This window comes from Pseudonocardia sp. Ae505_Ps2, from assembly GCF_001932425.1.
GTDB lineage: Bacteria > Actinomycetota > Actinomycetes > Mycobacteriales > Pseudonocardiaceae > Pseudonocardia.
Window position 1 is genome coordinate 2,803,363 of record NZ_MCIP01000001.1, and the last position, 25,098, is coordinate 2,828,460.

Here is a 25,098-nt window from a genome sequence, read left to right on the forward strand (position 1 = left end):
CTCGACATCCGCCGTCGACGGCGCCGTGGCGTCGCGTCCGATCGGGCGCGGGCCACGGCTTCGTCGCGTCTCGTCCCAGGAGCGTTCCGCCCAGGAGTTCTCAGCCCAGGAGGTCGGCGAGCTTCCGGACGGTGGCGAGGTTGCGCATCGTGCCGCCCTGGTCCGGCGCGGTCGTACGGGCCGAGATCCGGGTGGCGAGCTCGCTGCGGCCCAGCCCGTCGGGCAGGTGCAGCCACACCGTCCGGCCACGGACGACGGCGTCACCCCGGCCGCCCTTCGCCCGCTCGGCCGCCAGCGCGGCCGCGATCCGCTCGTGGTCGTCGGGCCGTGGACCGGCCCGGAACAGGACGTGCAGCTGCTTCGGGTCGGTGACCTGCGGGAACGGGTTCGCCGCCACCGCGGTGAGGTAGTCGGCACGGCCGAACACGACCACTGGGCGCTCGATGCCGAACTCCTCCACCAGCGCCGCGGCGATCGTCGCGGCGACCTCGTCGTCGCCCGCGGGGCTGGTCAGGGCGACGTTGCCGGACTGGATGTGGGTGACGACGTCGGCACAGCCGCGTCCGCCGAGCACCCGGCGCAGGTCGGCCATCGGGACCTTCCCGTGGCCGCCGACGTTGATCCCGCGCAGCAGCGCGATGTGGGTACGCACGCCGGGAATGGTGCCCTGGCTACGCGGCGGCCAGGACGGCGTCGGCCAGCTCCGCCGGGGTGAGCCGGTCCGAGCGCAGGACCAGGGTCCCCGCCGGCTGCCGGCCCGCGGCGGTCGGGTCGAGTCGGCGCAGGGCCCAGTCGAGGGTCGACCCGTCCGGTCGGTGGTCGCCGGGTGGCGGCGTACGGGCGCGGAGCCGGTCCCGCAGCACCTCGGGTGCGGCGTCCAGGAAGACGTGCAGAACCTCCTCGCCCGCGTCGGCCAGGCCGTCGAGGATCTCCGCCCGGTAGCCGTCGCGCAGGAGCGACATCGGCACCACCAGCGTCCGCGCGTGGTGTCTGCGCAGGGACAGGGCCGTCGCGACGACCAGCTCCCGCCAGCTCGGCAGGTCCTGGAAGTCCTCGTTCGGCGGTAGCCACTTCCAGAGCATCAGGCCGACGTCCTCGGGGTCGTACACGACCGCGTCCGGGAGACGGCGGTGCAGCTCGGCGGCCAGGGTCGTCTTGCCCGCCCCGAACCCGCCGTTCAGCCACACGATCACCGGGGCACCGTAGCGCCGGGGTCCGGAGTCACCGCGGTGTCGGGGCTCCTGACCCGAGCACCGCACGGTAGTGCGCGATGAGGGCCTCGTCGGGTCCCGGTGTGGTGTCGGGGTCGCTCCCGCCGAGGTGTGCGGCGAGTGCCTCGAAGCAGCGGTCCCACCCGGCGGCGGTGTTCGCCGACCAGCGGGGGTCGAGCACGGTGTTGCTGAGCCGCAGCACGCAGCCGTCGCCGTCGGGTTCGAGGGTCCAGCGCAGCTTCTCGTCGGCCCAGGTGAACCCGAACGCCGTCGGTGGCTCGAGCTCGGTGATCTCGGCGTGGTCCTGCTCGCCGCCCTCGAAGGTCAGCGTGATCGTTCCCCCGACGCGCATCTCCGCCTGCACCTCGCAGGGGAACCAGCGGCTCATCTGGGCGGGTTCGGTCAGTGCGGCCCAGACCTTCTCGATCGGATGCGGATAGCGGCGTACGAAGCGCAGGACCGGGCCGTCGGGATCGACGGTGACCTGGATGCTCATGACGGTTCCTCTCCGGGGGGACTGTCGAGTGAGTCGAGGTGTGCGCCCAGGGCGTCGAGTCGTTCCTGCCAGAAGGCGCGATGCGGCGCGAGCCAGGTCTCGATCTCGGCCAGCGCATCCGCCCGGAGTACGTAGCGACGGCGCTGGGACTCGACGACCACGTCGACCATGCCCATGTGGCGCAACACGCGCAGGTGCTTCGACACCGCGGTCTGGTTCAGCTCCAGCGCGGTCGCGAGCTCTCCGACGACGCAGCCCTGCGGCGTCCGCAGCCGGTCCAGGATGGCTCGTCTCGTCGGGTCCGCCAGGACGTCGAAGGAATCACGCACTCGATGAACATGCCACAGCGGGCATATGCCGGTCAAGGCATATAGCTGTGACTGTGCCTCGGAGACGACAACGGCGCTGACCGACGGGAGATGGTTCCCGCTGGTCAGCGCCGCTTCAGGGCCTGTGATCAGGCAGCCTGCTTGGTCTCCCAGAAGATCTTGTCGATCTGGGCGATGTAGTCGAGCAGCTCCTGGCCGGTGGCCGGGTCGTTCGAGCCCTTGGTGCCCGACGCGCCGGCGGCCTTGGTGGCCTTGTTGAACAGCTCGTGCAGCTCCGGGTACTTCTCGAAGTGCGGCGGCTTGAAGTAGTCGGTCCAGAGCACCCAGAGGTGGTGCTTGACCAGGTCGGAGCGCTGCTCCTTGATCTCGATGGCGCGGGCCCGGAAGTCCGCGTCCTCGTTGCCCTGGTACTTCTCCTGGATCGCCTTGACCGACTCGGCCTCGATCCGGGCCTGGGCCGGGTCGTACACGCCGCAGGGGAGGTCGCAGTGCGCGGTGGCCTCCAGTCGCGGACGGAGAATGCGGGACAGCCGCATGAGTGTCCTCCCTGGTGGGGTGATCGTTCTGGCACCGGCGACCCTACCCTCGCGACGGTGGTCGGGCAGGACGACCACGTCACGAGAGATCCACTCTGGAGGGAGTCCGCGATGCGCCTGCGGCGGGTGACGGTGCGGGGGCCCTCGACGTCCCCTGCCCTCTCCGACGGCGACGTCGTGCTGGTCCGGTTCGGTGCACCCGTCCGGCCCGGCGACGTCGTCCTCGTGACCTGGGAGTCCCGCCCCGGGCAGCTGTCGGTGAAGCGGGCCGTGCACCCCGACGGCGACGGCTGGCACGTCCGCGGCGACAACCCGTTCGGCTCCACGGACTCGACCACCCTGGGCCCCGCGAGCGTCCACGCCGTCGCCCGCTACCGCCTCTGCCCCCGCCCCGGCCGCATCCCCGCCCCTCGCCGCTGAGTCCCACACGGGATCCGGTCTCCCACACGGGATCGGGACCCGTGTGGGACGCCGGATCCCGTGTGGGAGCGGCTTGCTGACGTAGCGTCGGGGGCGTGGTGGTCGGTGGGGGCACTCGGGTGGGCGACGGGTTGGCCGTGGGGCCGGATCTCGTCGGGGCCGCGGAGGTCGCGACGGGGCAGGCGCTGGCGGCGCTCGGTGCGGTCCCCGACCTCGTGGCGTTCTTCGTCTGCCCCGGTGCCGGGCCCGCCGCCCCGGTCGAGGAGGCCGAGGCCGCGGGACTGCGGGTGATGGAGCTCGCCGGACCCGGCGCGACGATCGGGACCACCGCGCACGGCGTGATGGCCGACGGCCGCGGCGTCGAGGGCGAGCCCGCCGTCGCCGTCTGGGCGGCGTCGCTGCCCGGCACCCGGGTCCGGACGTTCTTCCCGGTCGCACAGCGCCGCCCCGGCGCGGGACCGGACGGACGCGACGCGATCGCGGTGCGCGGCCTGGTCCCACCCGCCGAGGACGACCGCGTCGCCGTCCTGCTGGCCGACCCGTCCGTGTTCCCGGTCAGCGGGGTGCTGGACCGGCTCGCGTCGACCCATCCGGGGTTCCCGGTGACCGGGGGCCTGACCGGCGGACCCGGCGGACCCGGGGCCGACCGGCTGTTCGCCGGGGGCACCGTGCACCACGGCGGGGCGGTCGGGGTGCTGCTCGGCGGTGCGTCCGACGCGCGGGTCGTCGTCAGCCAGGGATGCCGCCCGATCGGGCCGCCGATGGTCGTCACCAGCGCCCGGGACAACCGGATCGCCGAGCTCGCCGGGCGGCCCGCCGCCGAGCGGCTGCGCGAGATCGTCACCGCCCTGCCGCCCGAGGAGCAGGAGCAGGCGCTGACCGGGCTGCACCTGGGCGTCGCCGTCGACGAGTACGCCGAGTCCCACGACCGCGGCGACTTCCTGGTCCGCGCGGTGCTGGCCGTCGACGTCGGCGACGGCGCCGTCATCGCGGGTGACCTCGTCGAGGTCGGCACCACCGTGCGCTTCCAGGTCCGCGACGCCGCCGGCGCCGCCCAGGACCTGCACGAGCTGCTCGCCCCGGTGCGCCGCGCCGCGCCGGCCGCGGGCGCGTTGCTGTTCTCCTGCAACGGCCGCGGCGCCGGCATGTTCGGCGACGCCGACCACGACGTGCACGCCGTGCGCGTCGGTCTCGACCCGCACGGGACCTCCCCCGGTGCGACGGGCCCCCGGGTGGCCGGCTTCTTCGCCGCTGGCGAGATCGGCCCGGTCGGGCCGGGCAACCACCTGCACGCGTTCACCGCGTCCGTGCTGGTGGTCTGACCGCTCAGCGCAGGGTCCGGAAGAACCCCCGCACCTCGTCGACGAAGGACTCCGGCTGCTCCAGCGACGGGAAGTGCCCGCCGACGTCGGGGCGGGAGAACCAGCGCAGGTCGGTGTAGCGGCGCTCCAGCCAGGACCGGGGGAGCTTCACCATCTCCTGCGGGAACTGGGCGACACCGGTCGGGACGTCGACGTCGTCGAGGCGGCGGCGGGCGAAGCTCTCCCAGTAGATCCGCGCCGACGACGCGCCGGCCGACCCCAGCCAGTACTGCATGACGTTGTCCAGCAGCCGGTCCCGGCTGATCACGTTCTCCGGGTGGCCCGCGCAGTCGGTCCAGTCCCAGAACTTCTCCACGATCCACGTGCACTGCGCGACGGGGGAGTCGGCGAGGCCGTAGCCGATGGTCTGCGGACGGGTGGACTGCTCCGCGGAGTAGCCGGAGCCGTACCGCGAGAACTCCTTGGAGAAGCGGATGTCGGCCTTCTCCTGCGCCGACAGGGCCTCGGCGTCGTCGGGCTTGGGGGCCAGTGCCATCGTCAGGTGGATGCCGATCAGCATCTCCGGGGCGGCGGTCCCCAGCGCCGAGGTGATCATCGAGCCCCAGTCGCCGCCCTGCGCGGCGAAGCGCTCGTAGCCGAGGCGGTCCATCAGCTGCGCCCAGGCGACGGCGATCCGCTCGACCCCCCACCCGGTCGTCGTGGGCTTGCCGGAGAACCCGAACCCGGGCAGCGTCGGCACGACGACGTGGAAGGCGTCGGCCGGGTCCTCGGGGTCGGTCAGCGCGGGCAGCACGCCGAGGAACTCCACGAGCGAGCCCGGCCAGCCGTGGGTGAGCAGCAGCGGCATCGCGTCCGGGTGCTTCGACCGGGCGTGCAGCACGTGGATCTCGACCGCGTCGTCGCCGCCGCCGTCGAGACCGGTGCGGAACTGCGGCCACGCGTTGATCTCGGCCTCGACGCGGCGCCAGTCGTAGCGGGTGCGCCAGTAGTCGCAGAGCTCACGGGCGTAGTCCAGCGGCACGCCCTGGGACCAGCCGTCGACCGTCGCCGGGTCCGGCCAGCGGGTGCGGGCGAGCCGCTCGCGCAGGTCGTCCAGCTCGGCGTCGGGGATCTCGATCCGGAAGTCGCGCACCCGGCCACGGTGACACGGAACGTGACGACGGGCGCCGTGGCCACGGCATCGGAACGATCACGATGCGGCGAGGGCCCGGCTGATCCCGCGGGCCGCCGCGCGCACCGCGGGCACCAGGGTGTGCGGGTTCGTCGCGGCCGGAACGACGATCGACAGCCCGGCGACGACCGGCCCGTCCCCGCCGCGCACCGGCGCGGCCACCGACATCGACACCTCCTCGATCTGCCGGTCGGACACCACGAACCCGCTGGTCCGGGCCTGGGCGAGCAGCGCACGGACGCCGTCGGGGCGGCACACCGTCCACGGGGTGAACCGGCGGATCGGGCGGGCCAGCACCGTCTCCACCGCCGCCGGGTCGGCGTGCGCGAGCAGCACGAGCCCGACCCCGGTCGCCGTCGACGGCAGCCGGGACCCGGTCCGCGAGACGATCGAGACGGCGCCGCGGCTGGACAGGCGCTCGACGTAGACGACCTCGCCGGGGTCGTCCGGGTCGAGCACGGCGAGCGCCACGTTGTGCCGGGTGACCTCGTGCAGGTCCTCCAGGAACGGCATCGCCGCCTCCCGCAGCCCGTGGCTGGCCGGGGCCAGGTGCGCGATCTCCCAGAGCCGCAGCCCGATCCGGTAGCGGCCGTCGTCGCCGCGGTCCAGTGCCCCGCCCGCGGCGAGCTCACCGGCGATCCGGTGCACCGTCGTCAGCGGGATCCCGGTGCGCCGGGCGATGTCGGTCAACCCGAGCACCGGGGCCTGCGCGCTGAAGGCGCCCAGCACGTCCAGCACCCGCGCGGTGACCCCCGACCGGACCGGACGTGTCGCCATGACCGGGCATTCTTCCGTAGAGCGGAAGCGTGGTCGAATGCTCCGGTGCCCAGGCGGGAAGGTGACGCCCATGACGCAGCGACGCGAGACCCGGACCCAGGTCGGCATCGTCGGAGCAGGCCCCGCCGGGCTCGTCCTGGCGAAGCTGCTGGCGCTGTCCGGGATCGAGTCGGTGGTCCTGGAGTCCCGCGACCGTGCCTACGTCGAGGCGCGGGTCCGCGCCGGCGTGCTGGAGGCACCGACCGTGGAGCTGCTCCGGGAGATGGGTGTCGCCGGCCGGCTGGACCGCGAGGGCATGCCGCACACCGGCATCGCGCTGCGCTTCGCCGAGGCCCCCGGCGCACCCGCCGCCGACCACCGCATCGACTTCGCCGACCTCGTCGGCACCGGCATCACCGTCTACGGCCAGCAGGAGGTCGTGAAGGACCTGCTCGCCGACCGCGTCGACGCCACCGGGCTGCCGGTGGAGTTCGGCGTCACCGGCGTCGCCCTGCACGACGTCGACACCGACACCCCGTCGATCACCTACGCCGCGGCCGACGGCACCGAGCACGTCCTGCGCTGCGACGTCATCGCCGGCTGCGACGGCTTCCACGGCGTCTCCCGCCCGCTCGTCGCCCCGGAGATCGCCGAGCGCGTCTACCCGTTCTCCTGGCTCGGCGTGCTCGCGAAGGCCGCCCCCACCACCGACGAACTCGTCTACGCCCACCACGACGACGGCTTCGCGCTCTACTCGATGCGCAGCCCCGAGGTGACCCGGCTCTACGTCCAGGTCCCCAACGACACCGACCCGTCCGACTGGTCCGACGCCCGCATCTGGGACGCCCTGCACACCCGCCTGGCCTGCGACGGCTTCACGATCAACGAGGGCGAGTTCATCGAGAAGCCCTCGGTCACCCCGATGCGCAGCATGGTCGCCTCCCCGATGCGCCGCGGACGGCTGTTCCTCGCCGGCGACGCCGCGCACATCGTGCCGCCCACCGGCGCCAAGGGCATGAACCTCGCCATCGCCGACGTCCGGGTGCTCGCCGACGCGGTCGTCCGCGCGCTGCGCGACGGCGACGACGCGGGCCTCGACGGCTACTCCGAGACCTGCCTGCGCCGCGTCTGGCGGGCCGAGCACTTCTCCTGGTTCATGACCTCGATGCTGCACCGCTTCGACCCCGCCACCGAGGGCGGCGACGCGTTCGGCGTCGGGCTGCAACGTTCCCAGCTGCGCTACACCGTGACCTCCCGCGCCGCCGCGACGAGCCTCGCCGAGAACTACGTCGGCCTCCCGCACGGCGCCGTCTAGACCCACCCACCACGAGGAAGGACCGCCGATGCAGGGCTACGCCCCCGTCCCGGCCGGGACCCACGCACCGCTGCTCTCACCGGACTACCGCAGCACCGCGCTGCGGGCGCCGTCCGAGCAGCCGGTGATCCTGCCCCAGCGGCTCACCGAGATCACCGGGCCGCTGCTCACCGGGCCCGTCCGCCCCGGCGACGACGACCTCACCGTCGGTGCGCACGGTGAGGCCCAGGGACAGCGGATCGTCGTGTTCGGCCGGGTCCTCGACTCCGACGGCCGCCCCGTCCCGGACACCCTGGTCGAGGTCTGGCAGGCCAACGCCGCGGGCCGCTACGCCCACCGCTGGGACAACTGGCCCGCCCCGCTCGACCCGAACTTCACCGGTGGCGGCCGGGTCCTCACCGACGCCCACGGCGGCTACTCGTTCACCACGATCAAGCCCGGCGCCTACCCCTGGGGCAACCACCACAACGCCTGGCGCCCCGCGCACATCCACTTCTCGCTGTTCGGGCGCGCGTTCACCCAGCGGCTGGTGACCCAGATGTACTTCCCGGACGACCCGCTGTTCGCCCAGGACCCGATCTACAACGCGACGCCCGAGCAGGCGCGGACGCGGCTGGTGTCCACCTTCGACCTGGAGGCCACCCGCCCGGAGTGGGCGCTGGCGTTCCGGTTCGACATCGTGCTGCGCGGCCGCGGCGCCACCCCGTTCGAGGAGCCCCACGCATGAGCCTGCCGCTGACCCCGACCCAGACCGTCGGCCCCTACCTCGCGCTGGGCCTGCCCTGGCCGGACGGCCCGGACGTCGTGCCCGACGGCACCCCGGGCGCCGTCCTGATCGGCGGGACCGTGTTCGACGGGAACGGGGCACTCGTCCCGGACGCGCTGGTCGAGACCTGGCAGGCCGACCCGGACGGCCGCTTCGACCACCCCGACGACCCCCGCGGCGCGGCGAAGCCGTCCGTCGAGGGCTTCCGCGGCTTCGGCCGCTGCCCCACCGACGACGAGGGCCGGTGGTGGATCCGCACCGTGCTGCCGGGTGCGCTGCCCGCCGAGGCTCCGCAGGGTGCTGATGCGGGCTCCGCTGGGGCTCCGCAGGGTGCCGATGCGCGCTCCGCCGGGGCTCCGCACGGTGCCGATGCGCGCTCCGCCGAGGCTCCGCACGTGAACGTCTCGGTGTTCGCCCGCGGCCTGCTCGACCGCGTCGTCACCCGCATCTACTTCCCCGAGCACGCCGCGGCGCACGCCACCGACCCGCTGCTCACCGCCGTCCCGGCCGACCGCCGGCACACGCTCGTCGCCGTCGCGGACGGGCCGGGCCGGTACCGGTTCGACATCCGGCTGCGCGGTGAGGGGGAGACCGTGTTCCTCGCGTTGTGACGGCGCCCGGCCGCGCCGGCACCCGCCCGGGACCTCACCGGTGTGGCGGGTGTGACGCGTCCGGTTGATTCGGGTGATCCTTCGGGGGTACTCCTGCGAAGATCTACCCAGCAGGGGCGGGAGGACCGGTGGACGCAGCGCAGTCGGCACACGTGCCGTTCGGTGATCCGGCGCAGTCCGCCGCCCGGGTACACGGGCGCGTGACGGGCGCCGTCGCCGCCGTGTCGCGGCGGTACCCCCTCGCCGTGCAGCTCGCCCGCTACGCCGTCGTCGGCGGCGGGGCGACCGCGCTGAACGCCGCGCTGTTCCTGCTGTTGCGCCCGGTGCTCCCGGCGGTCCCGGCGAACCTGGTCGCGCTGGTCCTCACCACCGCGGTCAGCACCGAGGCCAGCCGCCGCTTCGCTTTCGACGGCGCCCCCGCGCACCGGCTGCGCGAGTGGGTGCACGACGCGGGCACCGTCGCGTTCTACGCGACCTACACCTCCGCGGTGCTGCTCGCGCTGCACCAGGTCGCCGGGGACACCACACCGGGAGAGGAGGCGGCGGTCGTCGCCGCCGCCAGCCTCGTCGGCGGGCTGCTGCGGTTCGCGGTGCTGCGGTTCTGGGTGTTCGATGTGGCACGCCCGGCTGCCGCCGGTGCGCGAGGCGACCAGGAAGGACGGCACCCGTGCCCGGAACAGCCGAGTTCGACGCCCTCGACCTGACCGTCGGGCCGCCCGAGGAGCGGGTCGTCGTCCACGGGGTGCGCGGCGGACAGGGCCCGCCGGTGCTGCTGCTGCACGGCTTCCCGCAGACCCACGCCATGTGGGGGCCGCTCGCGGCGGACCTGGCGCGCGACCACACCGTCGTCGCGACGGACCTGCGGGGATACGGCGAGTCCGGCCGCCCCGCCGACGGCGAGAACCACGCCGGCTACTCGTTCCGGGCGATGGCCGCCGACCAGGTCGACGTGATGGCCCGCCTCGGCTTCGACACCTTCGCCGTCGTCGCCCACGACCGCGGCGCCCGCGTCACCCACCGGATGCTGCTCGACCATCCCGAGCGGATCACGCGGGCGGCGTTGCTGGACATCCTCCCCACCGCCTACGTCTACGCCCACACCGACCGGGCGCTGGCGACGGCGTACTTCCACTGGTTCCTGTTCATCCAGCCCGCCGACCTGCCCGAACGGCTCATCGCCGGGGACCCGATCGGTTTCCTGCACTCGTTGCTCGGCGGCTGGGGCTCCGGGCTCGACGCGCACCCGCCCGAGGCGCTGGCCTCCTACGAGCGCGCGTTCGCCGACCCGGCCGCCCGGCACGCGATGCTGGAGGACTACCGGGCGGGCGCCTCGATCGACCTCGACCACGACGCCGCCTCGGAGCGGGCGGGGGAGCGGATCGCCGCGCCCACTCTGGTGCTGTGGGGCGAGCGCGGTGTCGTCGGTGCCAACGCCGAGAGCCCCCTGGAGGTGTGGCGCCGCGCCGCCGCCGACCCGGACCTGGTCACCGGTGAGGCGCTCGCCGGGGCCGGGCACTTCCTCGTTGACGAGCAGCCCGCCGCGACCACCGCCGCGGTCCGCGCGTTCCTGGGCGGCTGACCGCTGGCGGTCCTCAGGACCGGACGGCGTGCACGATGCCCCAGGTGAGCTTCCCGGCCCGCCCGCCGTCCACCCAGTGCTGCAGGCCGGCCTTCATCGCGGTCAGGTAGGGCCGCGAGATCGACGACGACAGCTCCTCCTCGTGCGCGACGAGCTCCTCGCGCACCCGGCGGTAGTGCGTCGGCAGCTGCCCGGCGTGGTCGTGGAACCGCACACCGGTGAAGCCGCGTCGTTCCAGCCCGTCGGTGTAGAAGCCGGGTGTGCCCATCGTGGACAGCGCGATCCGGTCCAGGATCGGCTGGATCGAGGACTGGTCCAGCCCGTCGACGGCCATCGGGTCGGTGAACACCACCTGCCCGCCCGGGCGCAGCACCCTGGCGACCTCGTCGAGCACCCGGTCCCGGTCGCCGGAGTGCAGGAACGCGTCCTGGGACCACACCAGGTCCACCGAGGAGTCCTCGACCGGCACGGCCTCGTAGCTGCCGGTGGTGACGGTGACCTGCTCGTCCAGCCCCTGCTCGCGGGTCATCCGCTCGTTGCGGGCGTTCTCGACGGGGGAGAGGTTGAGGCAGTGCACCGCGGCCCCGTGCCCGGCCGCCAGCCTGCGGGCCGCGCCGCCGTAGCCGGCTCCCAGGTCCAGCACCCGGGTGCCCGGGCCGACCCCGGCGACCTGCGCCATCCGGGTCACCGTGCGGGCGCTCGCGACCGAGATCAGCTCCTCCGGGTCCTCGTACACGCCGACGTGGATGTCCTCACCGCCCCAGACCCGCGCGTAGAAGGTGTCGGCGTCGTCGGAGTCGTAGTACGACCGGGCGGTGTGTTCGGCAGTGTGCTCGGCGGTGTGCTCGGGCGTCCGCGTCACGCGACGTCCTCCTGGTCGAGGTAGGCCTTCTCGGCGATGTGCACGAAGAAGTCGGGCTCGTCGTCGGCGTAGGTCGACTGGAAGTCGCCGTAGGTGTCGATCCGCTGGAACCCGACCTCCTGCATGAGCCGCCGGGTGTAGTCCTTGCGCAGCGGGAACATGTTGAGGTGGTAGCGGGAGCCGTCCGGGAAGCTGTAGCGGAACCGGGCCAGGCCGTCGTCGACGTACTCCGGCTCGGCCACCACGTCGTCGCCGCAGTAGTAGTACTGGTGCTTGGAGCTGAAGCCGTTGTCCAGGATCGCGTCGTAGTTGCGCTGGTCGAGGATCAGCACACCGTCGTGGGAGAGCATGGCGTAGAACTCGGCGAGCGCCTTGCGGCGGTCACGCTCGGAGAACAGGTGCGTGAACGAGTTCCCGAGACAGATGATCGCGTCGTACTCGCCGTGCACGTCCCGGTTCAGCCACCGCCAGTCGGCCTGCACGACGCGCAGGACGTGCCCGCCGAACTTCATCCCGTTGGCGAAGGCCTTCGCCAGCATCTCGGCGCTGCCGTCGGCGGAGACGACGGTCTCGAAGCCCTCCTCCAGCAGCCGGACGGAGTGGAAGCCGGTGCCGGTCGCCACGTCGAGGACGCTGGTGACCCCGCGCCTGCGGAGCTGTTCGACGAAGAACTTCCCCTCGCCGGCGTAGCGGGCCCGCCAGTCGATCAGTTCGTCCCACTTGTCGACGAACGTCTGCACGTACTCCTGCCGGTAGTGGGTGGACTCGCGGACCTCGGTCGGCGCGTCGCCGAACTCCTGGTCTGCCGTCATGTGGCGCGCCTCCTCGGCGCTCGGGTGCTGGACGGCCCGACCGTAGGTGCCCCCGCGGCCCCTGTCCGCTCACCGAGGGTGATCCTGGATCGGCCGGCCGCGTTGTGCTATGCGCAACGCGGCCGGTCATCCGGGGTCTCACCGGACGGCCGCGGCCGGGCCGGGACAGGACCGGGCGGCGCGCGGGCCCACCAGTGACGTCATACGGCCGTCACACGCCGTCGGTCCGGTGGGGACGCGGAGTCACCGAGGCCCGGCCACGACGGGCCGCGCCCGGGGCGGCGCCCATCCACTCACCCCGGGTGATGGGTGACTCCGGTCACACCATGGATTCGAGTTCATCCGTCCGGCGCAACGGCGCCGCCCCACAGGGAGCTCAGCGCGTGCCGCCGTTCGCCGCGGCCGAGCCCCCGCAGGTCCGCCGTACCCCGGTCGGTGACGACCACGTCGACGTCGTGCGACGGCGTGGTGACCGGCCCGCCGAGCCGCTCGACCAGCGTCGGGCGGCCGCGGTGCGCCGACGGCAACGCGATCACCGACAGGCCTGGCCCCCGGGCCGCGGCGGCCGCGAAGTCCGGGTGCCCGCCGATCATCCCGGCCGCCGACCCCGCGACGCCCTCGACGTTGACCTGGCCGTCGAGGTCGATCTCCAGGGCGGTGTTCAGCGCGACCAGCGGCCCCGGGGCCGAGGTCAGACGGGAGACGTCGTGGGTGTACTCGATCGGGCGCACGGTCGCCCGCCCGGCCCGGCCCAGCCGGTCGGCCCAGTCGTGCAGCCGGGGGCTGCCGTAGAGGGCCGTCGAGGTCGGGGTGCCGCGCAGCAGCCCGCGCTCGTCGAGGTCGACGACCGGGTCGGCGAGCAGCCCGGAGTCCACCGCTACCGGCACGTCCAGGGCCGCGACCAGCGCCGCGGCCAGCCGGCCCGGCCCGAACTGGATCCGTGCCCCGGCCGGGACCAGCGCGGCGACCGCGGCCGCGACGGCCCGGTCGGCATCGGTCGGGGCCGGGGTGCCGACGGTGTGTGGCGCCCCGATCGGTCCGTCGACCTCGCCGAGCACGGCCACCCCGCGCAGCGGCGGTCCGGTGTCGGCGTGCGGGGCCGAGGCCGACACCAGCGCGGCGACCGGGACACCGGCCTCGGCCAGACCGCGCATCCAGGACACCTCGGCGCCGAACCGCAGGTCACCGGCGTCGTCGCGGACGACGGTGGCGAGCAGCAGGTCCGGCCGCAGCGGACCGGCGAGCAGCGCCGGCACCGCGGAGAGCCGGGCGGGCACCCGGTGGGCGTGCCCGGCCTCGATCAACACCCGCGCTCCCGGCCCGCCGACGACGGTGCGGATGTCGGCGAACGCGTCCGGGTCGAGATCCGGGGCCGGGCCGGGCACCCAGCCCAGGACGAGCCGCACACCCCCGGCCCGGGCCGCCACACGCGACAGCGGACGGGCGAGCGCGTAGGGGAGCCCACAGCCGTCGGCCAGTGCCACCCGGGAGCCCGGCGCGACCAGGTCGGACAGACCGCGTTCGAGGTCACCGTCGACGCTCATGCGCCCATCCGACCACAGGGCTAGCGTTGGCGGGCATGGGGACCGACCAGGACAGCGGTGAGTTCGTACGGGAGGCGCTCGGGGTGGCCGAGCGGATCACGGCCGACGGGTCGTCGCCGTGGCCGGTCGAGGCGGGCCGCTACCGCCTCGTCGGTGCGCGCGCCTGTCCATGGGCGAACCGGGTGATCATCACCCGGCGGCTGCTCGGGCTGGAGGACGCGATCTCGCTGGGCATCGCGGGCCCGCTGCACGACGAGCGCAGCTGGCGCTTCCACCTCGACCCCGGGAACGTCGACCCGGTGCTCGGGATCGAGTACCTGCGCGAGGCCTACGAGAGGGCCGTCCCCGGCTACGCCGAGGGCGTCACCGTCCCCGCGATGGTGGAGGTCGCCTCGGGGAAGGTCGTCACCAACGAGTACGCGCTGCTGGAGCGGGACCTGTCCACCGAGTGGCGGGAGTTCCACCGCGACGGCGCACCGGACCTGTGGACCGACCCGGAGGCGATCGAGGAGATCGGGAAGGGGATCTTCCACGACGTCAACAACGGCGTCTACAAGTGCGGGTTCGCCTCGTCCCAGCGTGCCTACGACCGCGCCTACGACGCCCTCTGGTCCCGGATGGACGAGCTGTCGCAGCACCTGTCGACGCGCCGCTACCTGGTCGGGGACTCGATCACCCAGGCCGACATCCGGCTGTGGGTGACCCTGGTCCGCTTCGACGCCGCCTACCACGGCCACTTCAAGGCCAACCGGCACAAGCTGACCGAGCTGCCGGTGCTGTGGGCCTACGCCCGGGACCTGTTCCAGACCTCCGGCTTCGGCGACACCATCGATTTCGAGCAGGTCAAGCAGCACTACTACGGCGTGCACGCGTCGGTGAACCCGACCGGGATCGTCCCGAAGGGGCCCGACCTCGCCGGCTGGACGACCCCACACGGCCGCGAGGAGCTGGGCGGGCGCCCGTTCGGCGACGGCACCCCGCCCGGTCCGCCGCCGGAGTCCGAGCGGGTCCCCGCGATCGGCTGACCGCGGCGTCGGAGTCCCCGCCGTGGCGACGGCGGGGCGTCCGGGCACCGGCGGGAGGGCCCGGCCGCGTGCGGTCCGGGCGAACCGGTGGCGGCGCGGCGGGGGCGCCGGACCGGCGAGGGCCTGTCACGATGGTCGCGATGCGAGTGCCTGGACGACCCCACCCCGTGATCCGGCAGCGACGTCGTCGCAGCACCGGACTGCTCACCGCCGCCGTCGTGGGCGCGCTGACGGCGGGGCTCGTCGCCGTCGCCGGGCCGCAGCTCACCGCGAACAGCACCGGCGTCCCACAGCCGGACGCCGGTCCGGATGCGGTGCAGGCACAGCCGGCGCCGCATCCGGACACCTGCGCCCCGATGGTGGCGGCGCTGTCCCCCCGCGACCGGCTCGCCCAGCGTCTGATGGTCGGGGTGGACGCGGCCGATCCGGCCGGCGCCACCGCGATCGTGCGGGACTCGCAGGTCGGCGGGGTGTTCCTCGGCGGCAACGCGACCGCGCTGCTGCAGGACGGCCGGCTCGCGGCGCTGCAGGAGGCCTCCCGCACGCCGCTGGCCGTCGCCGTCGACGAGGAGGGCGGCCGGGTCCAGCGCATCGACGAGCTCGACGGCGACGTCCCCAGCGCCCGGCAGATGGCCGCGTCCGACAGCCCCGAGCAGGTCACCGAGATCGCCCGCGAGCGCGCCGAACAGCTGAAGGCCCGCGGCGTGACCTGGAACCTCGCGCCGTCGGTGGACGTCTCCGACCAGCCGCGCACCGCCGTCATCGGGGACCGGTCGTTCTCCGACGACCCGGCCACCGTCACCCGCTACGCCGCGGCCTGGGTGCAGGGCCAGGAGGCCGGCGGGGTGTTCGGCGTCCTCAAGCACTTCCCCGGCCACGGGCACAGCTCCGGTGACTCGCACAAGGGGTCGGTGAGCACCCCGCCGCTGGAGGAGCTGCGCGCCGGTGACCTGCGGCCCTACGCCGACCTCGTCGGACCGGGGAAGCCGCTCGACGGGCGGGTCGGGGTCATGCTCGGCCACCTCGACGTCCCCGGCCTGACCACCGACGTGCCCACCAGCATCGCCCCGGCCGCCTACCGGCTGCTGCGCGAGGACTACCGGTTCGACGGTCTCGCCATGACCGACGACCTCGGTGCGATGAAGGCGATCACCGACCGCTTCGGGCTGGCCGAGGCCACCACCCGGGCCCTGACCGCGGGCGCGGACATGGCGCTGTTCTCCAACGTCACCCCGGTCGCACCGCTGCTCGACGCCGCGGAGAAGGCGCTGGCCGACGGGCGGATCACGGCGCAGGACAACGACACCGCCGTCGCGCGGGTACTGGCGGCCAAGGGCCTCTGCCACCGCGGCTGACCCGGGTACGCACGAGGGCCCCGCACGACTCCGTGCGAGGCCCTCGGCCGGGGAGAACGACGGTCAGGACGCCATGTCCAGCCCGCCGTTCACACTGATCACCGAGCCGGTCACGTACCCGGCGCGGTCGTCGACGAGGAACTGTACGGCCCGGGCGATCTCGTCGGCCTGGCCGAGACGGCCGACCGGGATCTTCGAGACGATCTTCTCGAGCGCCTTCTCCGGCACCGCGGCGACCATCTCGGTCTCGATGAAGCCGGGTGCGACGCAGTTGACCGTGACGCCCTTCTTCGCGACCTCCTGGGCGAGGGACTTGGAGAAGCCGATCAGGCCCGCCTTGGAGGAGGCGTAGTTCGCCTGCCCGATCGAACCGATCTGGCCGATCACCGAGGAGATGTTCACGATCCGGCCGAACTCGTTGCCGGTCATGTGCTCCAGCACGGCCTTGGTCATGTAGAACGCGCCGGACAGGTTGATCCGCAGCACGGCGTGCCAGTCGTCGACGGTCAGCTTGCGGACGGTCTTGTCGACGGTGATGCCGGCGTTGTTGATCAGATAGTCGACGCGGCCCTTCTGCTCCAGCACCTCGGACACGACCCGCTGGCAGTCCTCGGGCGAGCCGACGTTGCCCTGGTGCACCGAGATCGACGCGCCCTCGGCCTCCAGCTTGCCCTTCAGCTCGTCGGCGGCCTTGGAGTTGGACGAGTACCCGGCGGCCACGTGCACGCCGGTGCGGGCCAGCGCGGTGGTGATCGCCGCACCGATCCCGCGCGCACCCCCGGTCACGATGGCGACGCGCTGCTCCGGGTTGGTGTCGGTGATCGCGGTCATGCGGTTCCTCCAAGGGTGTCGAGTGTGCGCTTCATGCCCCGCTGGACCGCATCGGCCAGGTAGGGCCGGAGCTGGTCGGGGCTGACGATCCGGTGCACCGAGCCGACGGACCGCGCCCGCTCGATGGAGTGCTTGGTGTCGAACTCCTCGGCGACCTGGCCGAGCTTCTCGGAGCGGACGTCCGGGCGGAGCGTGGCGAGGTCCCCGCGCAGCCGGGCCGCCGTCGCCTCGTCCCCGTCGGTGACGGCCCGGGTGATCCGGGCCTCCAGGTCGGTGATCCGCTCGTCCTTGGCGGTGCGGTCGTTGACCTCGCCGGCGAACACGACGGCCGCCGCGGGCGCCCCGCCGAGCACGGAGGCGTAGGAGCCGGTGATCGCGGCGACCTCCATGTTGTCGTTCAGCGTTCCGGAGAACACCACGAACGCGCCGCCGTGGTAGCGGGAGACCACGCAGAACACGATCGGGCCGTCGAAGTTGACGATGGCCCGGCCGATCTCGGCGCCGTTCTCCAGCTGCAGGCCGCGCAGCGACTCCGGCGAGCCGTCGAACCCGGACAGGTTCGCCAGCACGACCAGCGGCCGGTTGCCCGACGCGGCGTTGATGGCCCGCGCGCACTTGCGCGAGGAGCGCGGGAACAGCGTCCCGGCGGTGAACTGGGACGGCCCGTCGACCGGGCGCGGCCAGCGCCGCGGCAGCGGCCGCGACTCGATGCCGATCATCGCGATCGGCTGGCCGCCGAGGTGGGCGTCGAGCGCGACGACCGACTCGGCGTCGTGCATGTCGGCCCAGCGCTCCGACGTCGGGTGGTCGGCGTCGGCGACGCCGCGCAGCACCGAGCGGATGTCGAACGGCTTCTTGCGCTCCCGGTTGGTCTCCGGCGCCCAGATCTCGCCGAGGGTGGTGAACTCGCAGTTGGGCCCGGAGTGCGGGGCGGTCGTGACGTCGCGGGAGACCGGGTCGGTGGTCGGGGCTGGCCGCGGGAACCGCTCGCCCGGCTGGGTCCAGGTGTGGGCGTAGTGCGCCAGCAGCACGCCGACGGCGCCGCTCAGGTCCGGCGCCCAGTACTGCGCCTGCCCGTTCGGGCCCATGATCCGGTCGTAGCCGCCGATGCCGAAGTTGTCCTCGGCCGACACCCCGCCGGAGAAGTCCAGTGAGTGCTTGCCGGTCAGCACCATGGCCGAGTCCGGCGTCATCACCAGGATGCCCTTGGTGTGCATGAGCATCGTGGCCTCGGCGTTCCAGTAGGGCTGGGCGCCGACGTTGATGCCGGTGACGACGACGTTGAGCTCCCCGCCGTCCTGGGTGAACTCGATGATCCCGCGCAGCACCCGGGAGATCCAGTCCATGTTCTCGGTGCCGGAGTCCATCGCGATCTTCGCGCCGGCCGAGACGGCGAACCACTCGATCGGCACGTCCAGCTCGCGGGCCAGGTGGATCGCGGCCAGCACCCGGCGGCACTCCGGCTCGGCGATCGCGCCGAGGGCCCGGGTCGGGTCGCCGAGCAGCACGACCCGCTTCATGCCCTCCGGGTAGCGCCGGGTCGGCACCGAGACGACGCCGAGCACGAGGTTGGCCGTGTTGCCGCCGGGCGCGCGGTCGACCGGCACCGGCAGGGCCGGGTCGCCGGAGTCGACGAGGTCGTACTCCTGCCAGGTGCCCGGGCCGGCGTCGATCGGGGCGGTGAGCAGCGGGACGATCTCGTACGGGTAGACGGCACCGCGGCGACGGGCCTTGAGCACCTTCTGGTCGTAGGCGTCGAGCTCGCGCATCGGCTCGGTCGGGGGCTGGTCGAGCTTGACCTGCAGCCCCGCGCCGGGCGGGCGCGACATGCGCAGCAGCATCGAGCGCGGACCGCCCTGACCCCCGGTGACCTGCGGATCGGCCGTGCGGAACTCGACGAGGACCTGCTCCAGGCCGAGGTTGGCCGTGCGCGGCGCGAGCCGCCGGACCACCGAGTCCAGCTCGGCGAGCGGGACGTCGACCTCCGGCCACACGTAGAGGGCGATCCGGTTCCACGACATCCGGGCCAGCGTGCGGTCCCCGGCGCGGGCGGCACGCAGCGAGTTGATGCAGGCGTCGAGCGCCCGCTCGAACTGCGGCAGCGAGCGGACCTTGCCGGTCTCCTCGTCGCGCAGCACGGTCAGCTCGCGGACGTCGGCCATCGCGACGAGCCGGTCGTCGGCGGTGACCTCGCGGCCGGTGGCGCGGAACAGGTGCACGTCGGTGGCGGCGGGCAGGCGGTGCAGCTCGAAGTCGCGGAAGCGCCACAGCCGCAGCCGGTCCGCGACGAGCGGGTGCATGCCGCGCAGCGTGCGGTCCTCGACCAGCTCGCCGGTCTCGTCGGGCCGGAAGGTGAACCAGGTCGGCGGCTCGGCCTCCTCGCTCGCCGTGCCCGCGGCGCGCGGGTTCGGGCGGACGGCGACGGCGACCCGGTGCAGGTGCGCGGGCACCTTCCCCAGGGCGGCGCGGACGCGCTCGGCGCGGGCGTCGGGGTCGCCGCCGTCGTCGGCCTTGGTCGAGGTGACGTAGAGGTCGACGAGCGCGGTGCGGTCCCCGTCGAGCTCGCCGACGCGGCGGCGCAGCTCGTCGGACACGGCCTGCGCGGCGGCCGGGTCGTTGTTGTCGATCACCGAGGCGAAGAGCGTGCGGTCCCGGCCCAGGTGCTGGTAGCGGGCGGTCAGCAGCGGCTTGCCCGCGTGCTCGACGAGCTCCAGGTCGCGCAGCACCCGCACCCGGTAGTAGCGCCGGGTCATGACCTCCAGCAGGACGGCGTCGTGCCGCTCGCCGAACACGCCGAGGATCGGTTCCGAGGACCTGACGAGCGCGTCGATCCGGCGGGCCCGGTCGTCGGCGTCGGGGTTCTCGGCCAGCACGTCGAGGCTCTCCCGGACCTCGGCCAGCGCCCGGTCCCGCTCGGCCGCGACGACCGGCGCGTCGAACGCGCGGTAGCGCACCAGCCGGGCGGTGTCGCCGACGACCGGGTGCCGCAGCTGGGTGGCGACGACGACCTCGTCGAGCGTGCGCAGGTAGTCCTCGCGCGCCGCGGGGGACAGGTGCGCGACCGACTCCGGGTGGCGCAGCCGCCAGTTCAGCAGGTCCAGCACCACCGGCACCTGCTGCGGTGCGCGGCGGTGGGCCAGGAACATCCGGTACAGCGCCGGGCCGAGATCGTCGGCGCGGGCCGCGCCACCGTCGATCTCGGCGACGCCGTAGTGGGCCAGCGCCCGGCGCAGCTTGGCCTGGAAGGACTCGGGCAGGCCCTCGTCCTCGGCGTCGCGGGAGCGCAGGTAGGCGTAGAGGTACTCCTGCGGATTGCGCTCGGTCTCGCCGGTCTCGTCGTCGGTCTCGGACCGGTTGCGCGAGAGCTGGCACAGGTCGGCGAAGATCTGCAGGACGGCGGTCTCCCCGGCCAGCACGGCCGGGTCGTCGGCCGCCAGCCGTTCGCGGGCGCCGGCGAGGCGGCGCAGCTGCGGGCGGGCCTGGCGCTCGTCGACGTCGAAGCCCAGCACCTGGAAGCGCAGCGCGGACAGCGCGTCGGCCGCGGTCGCGGCGGGGTCGGTGTCGGCGCCGGTCGCGGCGAACGCGGACAGGTCGGCGCGCTCCCCGCTGGGGGCCGCGGCGTCCGCGTCGGCCGACGGCTCCAGCCGCACCAGCTTCGTGCCGCCGTCGACCTGGGTGTTGGCCGGGACGAGGATCTCGGCGACGGTGCCGTCGAACGGCGCCCGCAGCGAGGTCTCCAGCTTCATCGACTCGACGATCGCGAGGGTGTCGCCCTCGGCCACGGTCTGGCCCGCGGTGACCGGCAGCGCGACGACCATCGCCGGGGCGGGGGCGCGGACGATGCCGGCCTCGCCGCCGGAGATGCGGTGCACGGCGCCGTCGACCTCGACGAGGTAGTCCGCCTCCTGCGCGACCGACAGCACGGTCCAGGAGTGGTCGCCGACGGTGAGCCGGCGCTCGTAGGCGCCGTTGCGCTCGACGTCGACGTCGACCGACTGCGTCGAGGAGCCGCCTCCGGCGGTAGGCACGTCCAGCTCGACGGTGTAGCGCCCGGCGCGGGTCCGGGCGACCTTGAGCTTGTAGGACTGCCCGGCGACGGTGACGTCGGTCTGGTGCCAGGTCTCGTAGCCCACCTCGGGCCGGCCGGCCTCCGCGGAGCGGAACAGCCGCTCCTGCTGGCGGGCGACGTGGCCGTCGTGGCTCAGCACGGCGGTGGCGAGCAGCGCGACGTCGAGCCGGCGGGGCGGTGCGTAGCCCTCGGCCATCATCGCGTCGAGCCAGGTGGTCTGCAGCTCGCCCGAGCGGAACTCGTCGCGGTCGAGCAGGTCCAGCAGGAACGCCTTGTTCGTGGAGCCGCCGTCGATCACCGCGGCGGTCTGGCGCAGTGCCCGGGACAGCCGCGCGCGGGCCTCGTCGCGGTCGCGGCCCCAGGCGATCACCTTGGCGATCATGGAGTCGAACTGCGGCGGGATGACGTCGCCCGCTGCCACGCCGGTGTCGACCCGGATGCCGGGACCCGACGGCAGTGCCAGGTGCTCGATCCGGCCCGGGGCGGGGGCGAACTCGCGCTCCGGGTCCTCGGCGGTCAGCCGGGCCTCGATCGCCCAGCCCTGCGCCGCCGGCACCTCGCGGGCGACCTCGGCGAGCGTGCCGCCCGCGGCGACGTGCAGCTGCAGCTTGACGATGTCGACGCCGGTGCAGGCCTCGGTGACCGGGTGCTCGACCTGCAGCCGGGTGTTGACCTCGAGGAAGGAGAGCAGCTTCTCCTCGGGCTGGTAGAGGAACTCGACGGTGCCGGCGTTGACGTAGCCCGCGGCGCGGGCCAGCTCGGCGGCCGAGCTGCGCAGCAGCTCCTCCTGCGTGGGGTCGAGCGCGGTGGAGGCCGACTCCTCGATCACCTTCTGGTTGCGCCGCTGCACCGAGCAGTCGCGCACCCCGAGGGTCCAGACGTCGCCGGCGTCGTCGGCGACGACCTGCACCTCGACGTGCCGGCCGCCGGACACCGCGCGCTCCAGGAACACGGTCGCGTCGCCCGCGGTCCTCGACGCCTCCGACGCGGCCCGCTCGAAGGCCTCGTCGAGCTGCTCTGGGCCCGCCACGTAGCGGATGCCGCGCCCCCCGCCGCCCGCGGTGGCCTTCACCATGAGCGGGTAGCCGACGGTCTCGGCGGTCTTGCGGGCCGCCTCGACGTCGGCCACCGGGCCGCCCGACCACGGCGCCATCGGCACCCCGACCGACTCGGCCAGCTGCTTGGACGCGATCTTGTCCCCGAGCCGGCGCATGACCTCCGCCGACGGCCCGACGAAGGTGATCCCCAGCCGCTCGCACAGCTCCGCGAACTCGGCCTTCTCCGACACGAAGCCCCAGCCGGGCCAGACCGCGTCGGCGCGGGTGACACGCAGCGCGCGCTCCAGCTCGGCGTGGTCGAGGTAGGGGCTCGCGCCCATGTGGTCCGGGTCGTCCGGACCGATCAGGACGGCCTCGTCGGCCTCGCGGACGTACATCGCGCGGCGGTCGACGGCGGTGTGCAGCGCGATCGTGCGCAGGCGGCGGTCGGGCCCGTTCTGGGCGTTCCACTCACGGACGGCGTTGATGAGCCGCATGGCGGGCTCGCCGCGATTGACGATGGCGATGCGCGAGAACATGGCTGGGGTTCACTGCTCCTACGAGTGCGACGACGAGGTGGCGGCGGGGTGCCGCACCGACATCGTCGTCGTGCGGTCGGCGGGTCGGTACGGACGGTCGCCCGGGCTGTGCCGGAATGCGGGCGGGCTCACCTCTCGGACAGGGATCTTCCCGCCCACTGTGGCCCGTGTCACCCGGTCGTGCTACTCGCCGAAGGCGATGCGGACGTCGTCGGAGGTCGGGGCGACGGCCGGCTCGGCCACCGCGGCGGCCGTCGGGTCCAGGTGGACCTCCGGCGCCATCACGGCCGGGTCGATCTCCAGCACCGCGTAGCCGCCCACCGCGCCGGCCCCGAAGCCGGGCGCGAAGACCCGGGTCCGGCCGGCCACCACGCCGTCGGCCACGGAGTCGAACAGCGCGATCGGGATGGATGCCGCGGACACGTTGCCCATCGACTCGATGTTGAAGTACAGCTGGTCGGCCGAGAGCCCCGCCTTGCCCGCGAGCTGCAGGATCATCGTCTTGTTCGCCTGGTGCGGGACGATCAGGTCGACCGCGTCGAGCATCGTGCCCTCGCCGTCGGGTCCGGCCTGCTCGGTGAGCTCGTCGATCATCTGCGCCAGGTAGCGGGCGACCAGCGCCTTGACCTCGGGGCCGTAGACGGTGATGTCGTTGTCGAACTCCGGGTTCGGCCAGATGATCGAGTTCACCTGGGTGTCCGGGCCCGACGCGTAGGTCTGCAGCAGGTCGACGTCGCCGCGCTCGCCCTCGGCGGCCGGGGCGATGACCATCGCGGCCGCGCCGTCGCCGAAGATCATCCGCGAGGTGCGGACGTTGCCGATCTTGTCGGAGAACTTCTCGACGCAGACCAGCAGGACCGGCCGGTTCACCTCCTGCAGCTGGCGCACGGCCTCGGACAGGCCGTAGGGCAGCCCGGCGCAGGCGGCGATGATGTCGGCCGAGCAGTGCGTCTGCAGCAGGCCCAGGCGACCGGACAGCCACGTCGACAGCGACGGGATGAGCCGCTCGCTGGTGCAGGTGGCGACGAGCACGGCGCCGATCTCGGAGCGGTCGCGGCCGGAGTGCTCCAGCGCGCGGACCGCGGCGGCCCAGGCCAGGTCCTCGATGTCGAGCTCGGTGTAGCGGCGCTGGTCGATGCCGGTCTTGGCAGCGATCTCGTCGGCGCTCATCGGTGACCAGGAGAACGCGGAGTTGCGGACGACGTCGTCGTTGGAGCAGACGTGCTCACCCCGGACGACGGCGAGGGCCTCCACCTTCGGCTGCACCGCGAACGCCTCGCGCACCCGGATCGGGGGCAGCGGGGTGACGGGCTCGACCGGGTCGGACTGGGTGGAGAGCCGGCCGCGACGCGCCGGACGGGCGCCGGTGGCGCGGTCCAGGAACTGTTCGACGTCGCGGTTGCGCGGGTGGAAGGCGATGACGTACTCGTCGTCGCCGATCTCCTCGGCGGTGCGCAGCTCGGTGGCGGCACGGTCCCAGGGGTACTGGTTGTGCAGCACCATCGCCCACCGGGTCAGGGCCTCGAGCTCGGGGCGCTCGGCGTGCGCGTCGAGGATCTCGGTGAAGGAGAAGACCGGGTAGTCCGGGTCGTGGTGGGGCACGACGAAGGTCTGCGCGCCGGGCGTGGTGAGGAACTGTTCGACGGTCGGCTTGACCGCGGGCAGCTCGGTCGCGTGGTGACGGCGGTTGCCGTAGACGTCGAAGAGGAGCTCGAAGATGCGGCGCTCGGTCTCCTCGTCCCAGGTGGTGGGGAGCGCGGCGAAGGCATCGGCGACGGCCCGGATCTTCTTGTCGCCGTCGCGCCAGGGGGTGAGCAGCGGGAGGAAGACGTCGGCGCGGTGGCGGGGGAGGTCACGCCAGCGGGTCGGGCGCTTCTCGAACATGGTGAGCGTGTACCGGTTGACCCAGAACAGGTTCTGGCTCATGTCGCGCAGCAGCGCGAAGCGACTCTCGTAAGCACCGTTGGTGACCCGCTCCAGGATGTCGGTGCCGGTGGGCGCCTTTGCCTCGAAATCGCGACCGACGATGGCCGTGAACTGTTCCAGGTCGTCGATGACGGAAAAATCGAGTTCACCGAGAAAATTGGCGGGAAAGACCAGTCGGTCGTGGTTGTTGACCACGAACGGTTTCATGTGACGACCTCCAGCAGCGGCGACGACCGGCGGAATCGCCAGGCGGGACGCGGTGCGGCCTGGTCGATCGGATCGGTTGCGGTGCCTGCAACGCTATCGATGAACAGTCACGATCGGAATGTGATCCAGCCGCCGAGTGTGCGCTCTCACGGATGGTCGGTCAACTCCGACTGTTACTGGCGAGAATGTTACCGGTCGGTCTACTCGCCGGTTCTCGGAAAGAGCTCCGCAGACCCGCAGGTTGACGGGCGGGCTCGTCCACAGTGGAACGATCACCGGGCGTGGCCGGTCGGTCCCGGCACGTGCACGCCCCACAGGGGGCATGGTCGTCGGCGTCACAGTCCGCGCGGTGATCGTCACCCGCGCTCCGGGGGGGGGG

The 25,098-nt window shown here is 73.4% G+C and carries 22 protein-coding genes; 9 read left to right on the forward strand and 13 right to left on the reverse strand.

What is annotated here, in order from left to right:
• Positions 1-100 precede the first annotated feature (100 nt).
• The 5 genes from Ae505Ps2_RS13510 to sodN all read right to left on the reverse strand — a co-directional run bounded on the left by Ae505Ps2_RS13510 (position 101) and on the right by sodN (position 2,572).
• Complete coding sequence (locus Ae505Ps2_RS13510; protein WP_075307903.1) at positions 101-652, reverse strand: DUF1697 domain-containing protein; 552 nt, start codon at positions 650-652, stop codon at positions 101-103.
• Between the two features lie 19 nt (positions 653-671).
• The gene (locus Ae505Ps2_RS13515) at positions 672-1,193 is read right to left on the reverse strand and encodes an AAA family ATPase (protein WP_075312254.1); all 522 of its coding nucleotides are present in this window, start codon (positions 1,191-1,193) and stop codon (positions 672-674) included.
• Positions 1,194-1,221: 28 nt separating this feature from the next.
• Entirely contained in the window at positions 1,222-1,707 is a 486-nt protein-coding gene (locus tag Ae505Ps2_RS13520) for an SRPBCC family protein (protein ID WP_075307901.1), read from the reverse strand.
• On the reverse strand, positions 1,704-2,036 hold the full coding sequence (locus Ae505Ps2_RS13525; protein WP_020628232.1) for a metalloregulator ArsR/SmtB family transcription factor: 333 nt from the start codon (positions 2,034-2,036) through the stop codon (positions 1,704-1,706). Before Ae505Ps2_RS13525 ends, Ae505Ps2_RS13520 begins: the two co-directional genes overlap by 4 nt.
• 128 nt (positions 2,037-2,164) lie before the next feature.
• Positions 2,165-2,572, reverse strand: a complete 408-nt coding sequence (gene sodN, locus Ae505Ps2_RS13530) for a superoxide dismutase, Ni (RefSeq protein WP_020628231.1) — start codon at positions 2,570-2,572, stop codon at positions 2,165-2,167.
• On the opposite strand from sodN, the gene Ae505Ps2_RS13535 reads away from it, so the two are divergent.
• Positions 2,525-2,992 (forward strand): S24/S26 family peptidase, encoded by a 468-nt coding sequence (locus tag Ae505Ps2_RS13535; RefSeq protein ID WP_283160351.1) that lies wholly within the window; start codon positions 2,525-2,527, stop codon positions 2,990-2,992. The genes sodN and Ae505Ps2_RS13535 overlap by 48 nt on opposite strands.
• Before the next feature lie 95 nt (positions 2,993-3,087).
• Entirely contained in the window at positions 3,088-4,314 is a 1,227-nt protein-coding gene (locus tag Ae505Ps2_RS13540; RefSeq protein WP_212567632.1) for an FIST N-terminal domain-containing protein, read from the forward strand.
• Between the two features lie 4 nt (positions 4,315-4,318).
• Here Ae505Ps2_RS13540 and Ae505Ps2_RS13545 read toward each other — a convergent pair whose 3' ends face one another.
• Together Ae505Ps2_RS13545 and Ae505Ps2_RS13550 are read right to left on the reverse strand one after the other, a co-directional pair.
• The gene (locus tag Ae505Ps2_RS13545) at positions 4,319-5,446 is read right to left on the reverse strand and encodes an epoxide hydrolase family protein (RefSeq protein WP_075307897.1); all 1,128 of its coding nucleotides are present in this window, start codon (positions 5,444-5,446) and stop codon (positions 4,319-4,321) included.
• A gap of 57 nt (positions 5,447-5,503) precedes the next feature.
• Positions 5,504-6,262, reverse strand: a complete 759-nt coding sequence (locus tag Ae505Ps2_RS13550; RefSeq protein WP_075307895.1) for an IclR family transcriptional regulator — start codon at positions 6,260-6,262, stop codon at positions 5,504-5,506.
• Positions 6,263-6,332: 70 nt separating this feature from the next.
• Between Ae505Ps2_RS13550 and Ae505Ps2_RS13555 the strand changes: the two genes are divergently transcribed.
• The 5 genes from Ae505Ps2_RS13555 (at position 6,333) to Ae505Ps2_RS13575 (ending at position 10,512) form a co-directional block, all read left to right on the forward strand.
• Positions 6,333-7,556, forward strand: a complete 1,224-nt coding sequence (locus tag Ae505Ps2_RS13555) for a 4-hydroxybenzoate 3-monooxygenase (protein ID WP_020625979.1) — start codon at positions 6,333-6,335, stop codon at positions 7,554-7,556.
• A 28-nt stretch (positions 7,557-7,584) separates the two neighbouring features.
• On the forward strand, positions 7,585-8,283 hold the full coding sequence (pcaH, locus tag Ae505Ps2_RS13560; protein ID WP_020625980.1) for a protocatechuate 3,4-dioxygenase subunit beta: 699 nt from the start codon (positions 7,585-7,587) through the stop codon (positions 8,281-8,283).
• Entirely contained in the window at positions 8,280-8,933 is a 654-nt protein-coding gene (locus tag Ae505Ps2_RS13565; protein ID WP_075307893.1) for a protocatechuate 3,4-dioxygenase subunit alpha, read from the forward strand. The genes pcaH and Ae505Ps2_RS13565 overlap by 4 nt, the downstream gene beginning before the upstream one ends.
• A gap of 128 nt (positions 8,934-9,061) precedes the next feature.
• A complete protein-coding gene (locus Ae505Ps2_RS13570; protein ID WP_020625982.1) occupies positions 9,062-9,637 on the forward strand; it encodes a GtrA family protein in 576 nt (191 codons plus the stop codon).
• A complete protein-coding gene (locus Ae505Ps2_RS13575; protein ID WP_212567633.1) occupies positions 9,601-10,512 on the forward strand; it encodes an alpha/beta hydrolase in 912 nt (303 codons plus the stop codon). The genes Ae505Ps2_RS13570 and Ae505Ps2_RS13575 overlap by 37 nt, the downstream gene beginning before the upstream one ends.
• Positions 10,513-10,525: 13 nt before the next feature.
• Here the strand turns inward: Ae505Ps2_RS13575 and Ae505Ps2_RS34225 are convergent, their stop codons facing one another.
• From Ae505Ps2_RS34225 to Ae505Ps2_RS13585, 3 genes are all read right to left on the reverse strand, one after another.
• Entirely contained in the window at positions 10,526-11,374 is an 849-nt protein-coding gene (locus Ae505Ps2_RS34225) for a methyltransferase domain-containing protein (RefSeq protein ID WP_083695636.1), read from the reverse strand.
• Positions 11,371-12,186 carry a class I SAM-dependent methyltransferase gene (locus Ae505Ps2_RS34230; protein ID WP_083695637.1) on the reverse strand — a complete coding sequence of 272 codons (816 nt, stop codon included), beginning with the start codon at positions 12,184-12,186 and terminating at the stop codon, positions 11,371-11,373. Before Ae505Ps2_RS34230 ends, Ae505Ps2_RS34225 begins: the two co-directional genes overlap by 4 nt.
• Positions 12,187-12,524: 338 nt before the next feature.
• Entirely contained in the window at positions 12,525-13,730 is a 1,206-nt protein-coding gene (locus tag Ae505Ps2_RS13585) for an acetyl-CoA hydrolase/transferase C-terminal domain-containing protein (RefSeq protein WP_075333067.1), read from the reverse strand.
• Between the two features lie 35 nt (positions 13,731-13,765).
• Between Ae505Ps2_RS13585 and Ae505Ps2_RS13590 the strand changes: the two genes are divergently transcribed.
• Both Ae505Ps2_RS13590 and Ae505Ps2_RS13595 read left to right on the forward strand, forming a co-directional pair.
• Positions 13,766-14,755 (forward strand): glutathione S-transferase C-terminal domain-containing protein, encoded by a 990-nt coding sequence (locus tag Ae505Ps2_RS13590; RefSeq protein ID WP_075307889.1) that lies wholly within the window; start codon positions 13,766-13,768, stop codon positions 14,753-14,755.
• A gap of 167 nt (positions 14,756-14,922) precedes the next feature.
• A complete protein-coding gene (locus Ae505Ps2_RS13595; protein WP_249265263.1) occupies positions 14,923-16,110 on the forward strand; it encodes a glycoside hydrolase family 3 N-terminal domain-containing protein in 1,188 nt (395 codons plus the stop codon).
• Between the two features lie 63 nt (positions 16,111-16,173).
• Here the strand turns inward: Ae505Ps2_RS13595 and Ae505Ps2_RS13600 are convergent, their stop codons facing one another.
• From Ae505Ps2_RS13600 to Ae505Ps2_RS13610, 3 genes are all read right to left on the reverse strand, one after another.
• On the reverse strand, positions 16,174-16,941 hold the full coding sequence (locus Ae505Ps2_RS13600) for a beta-ketoacyl-ACP reductase (protein ID WP_020625987.1): 768 nt from the start codon (positions 16,939-16,941) through the stop codon (positions 16,174-16,176).
• The gene (locus Ae505Ps2_RS13605) at positions 16,938-22,586 is read right to left on the reverse strand and encodes a biotin carboxylase N-terminal domain-containing protein (RefSeq protein WP_075553672.1); all 5,649 of its coding nucleotides are present in this window, start codon (positions 22,584-22,586) and stop codon (positions 16,938-16,940) included. Before Ae505Ps2_RS13605 ends, Ae505Ps2_RS13600 begins: the two co-directional genes overlap by 4 nt.
• 183 nt (positions 22,587-22,769) lie before the next feature.
• Positions 22,770-24,719, reverse strand: a complete 1,950-nt coding sequence (locus Ae505Ps2_RS13610; protein ID WP_075307884.1) for a 3-oxoacyl-[acyl-carrier-protein] synthase III C-terminal domain-containing protein — start codon at positions 24,717-24,719, stop codon at positions 22,770-22,772.
• Between the last annotated feature and the right edge of the window lie 379 nt (positions 24,720-25,098).

What these genes read in the sequence shown, in the direction of transcription:
- Ae505Ps2_RS13605 (WP_075553672.1), bottom strand. Translation starts at nt 22,586, where the DNA reads ATGTTCTCGCGCATCGCCATCGTCAATCGCGGCGAGCCCGCCATGCGG.
- Ae505Ps2_RS13610 (WP_075307884.1), bottom strand. Translation starts at nt 24,719, where the DNA reads ATGAAACCGTTCGTGGTCAACAACCACGACCGACTGGTCTTTCCCGCC.
- Ae505Ps2_RS34230 (WP_083695637.1), bottom strand. Translation starts at nt 12,186, where the DNA reads ATGACGGCAGACCAGGAGTTCGGCGACGCGCCGACCGAGGTCCGCGAG.
- sodN (WP_020628231.1), bottom strand. Translation starts at nt 2,572, where the DNA reads ATGCGGCTGTCCCGCATTCTCCGTCCGCGACTGGAGGCCACCGCGCAC.
- Ae505Ps2_RS13550 (WP_075307895.1), bottom strand. Translation starts at nt 6,262, where the DNA reads ATGGCGACACGTCCGGTCCGGTCGGGGGTCACCGCGCGGGTGCTGGAC.
- pcaH (WP_020625980.1), top strand. Translation starts at nt 7,585, where the DNA reads ATGCAGGGCTACGCCCCCGTCCCGGCCGGGACCCACGCACCGCTGCTC.
- Ae505Ps2_RS13555 (WP_020625979.1), top strand. Translation starts at nt 6,333, where the DNA reads ATGACGCAGCGACGCGAGACCCGGACCCAGGTCGGCATCGTCGGAGCA.
- Ae505Ps2_RS13565 (WP_075307893.1), top strand. Translation starts at nt 8,280, where the DNA reads ATGAGCCTGCCGCTGACCCCGACCCAGACCGTCGGCCCCTACCTCGCG.
- Ae505Ps2_RS13590 (WP_075307889.1), top strand. Translation starts at nt 13,766, where the DNA reads ATGGGGACCGACCAGGACAGCGGTGAGTTCGTACGGGAGGCGCTCGGG.
- Ae505Ps2_RS13520 (WP_075307901.1), bottom strand. Translation starts at nt 1,707, where the DNA reads ATGAGCATCCAGGTCACCGTCGATCCCGACGGCCCGGTCCTGCGCTTC.
- Ae505Ps2_RS13585 (WP_075333067.1), bottom strand. Translation starts at nt 13,730, where the DNA reads ATGAGCGTCGACGGTGACCTCGAACGCGGTCTGTCCGACCTGGTCGCG.
- Ae505Ps2_RS13600 (WP_020625987.1), bottom strand. Translation starts at nt 16,941, where the DNA reads ATGACCGCGATCACCGACACCAACCCGGAGCAGCGCGTCGCCATCGTG.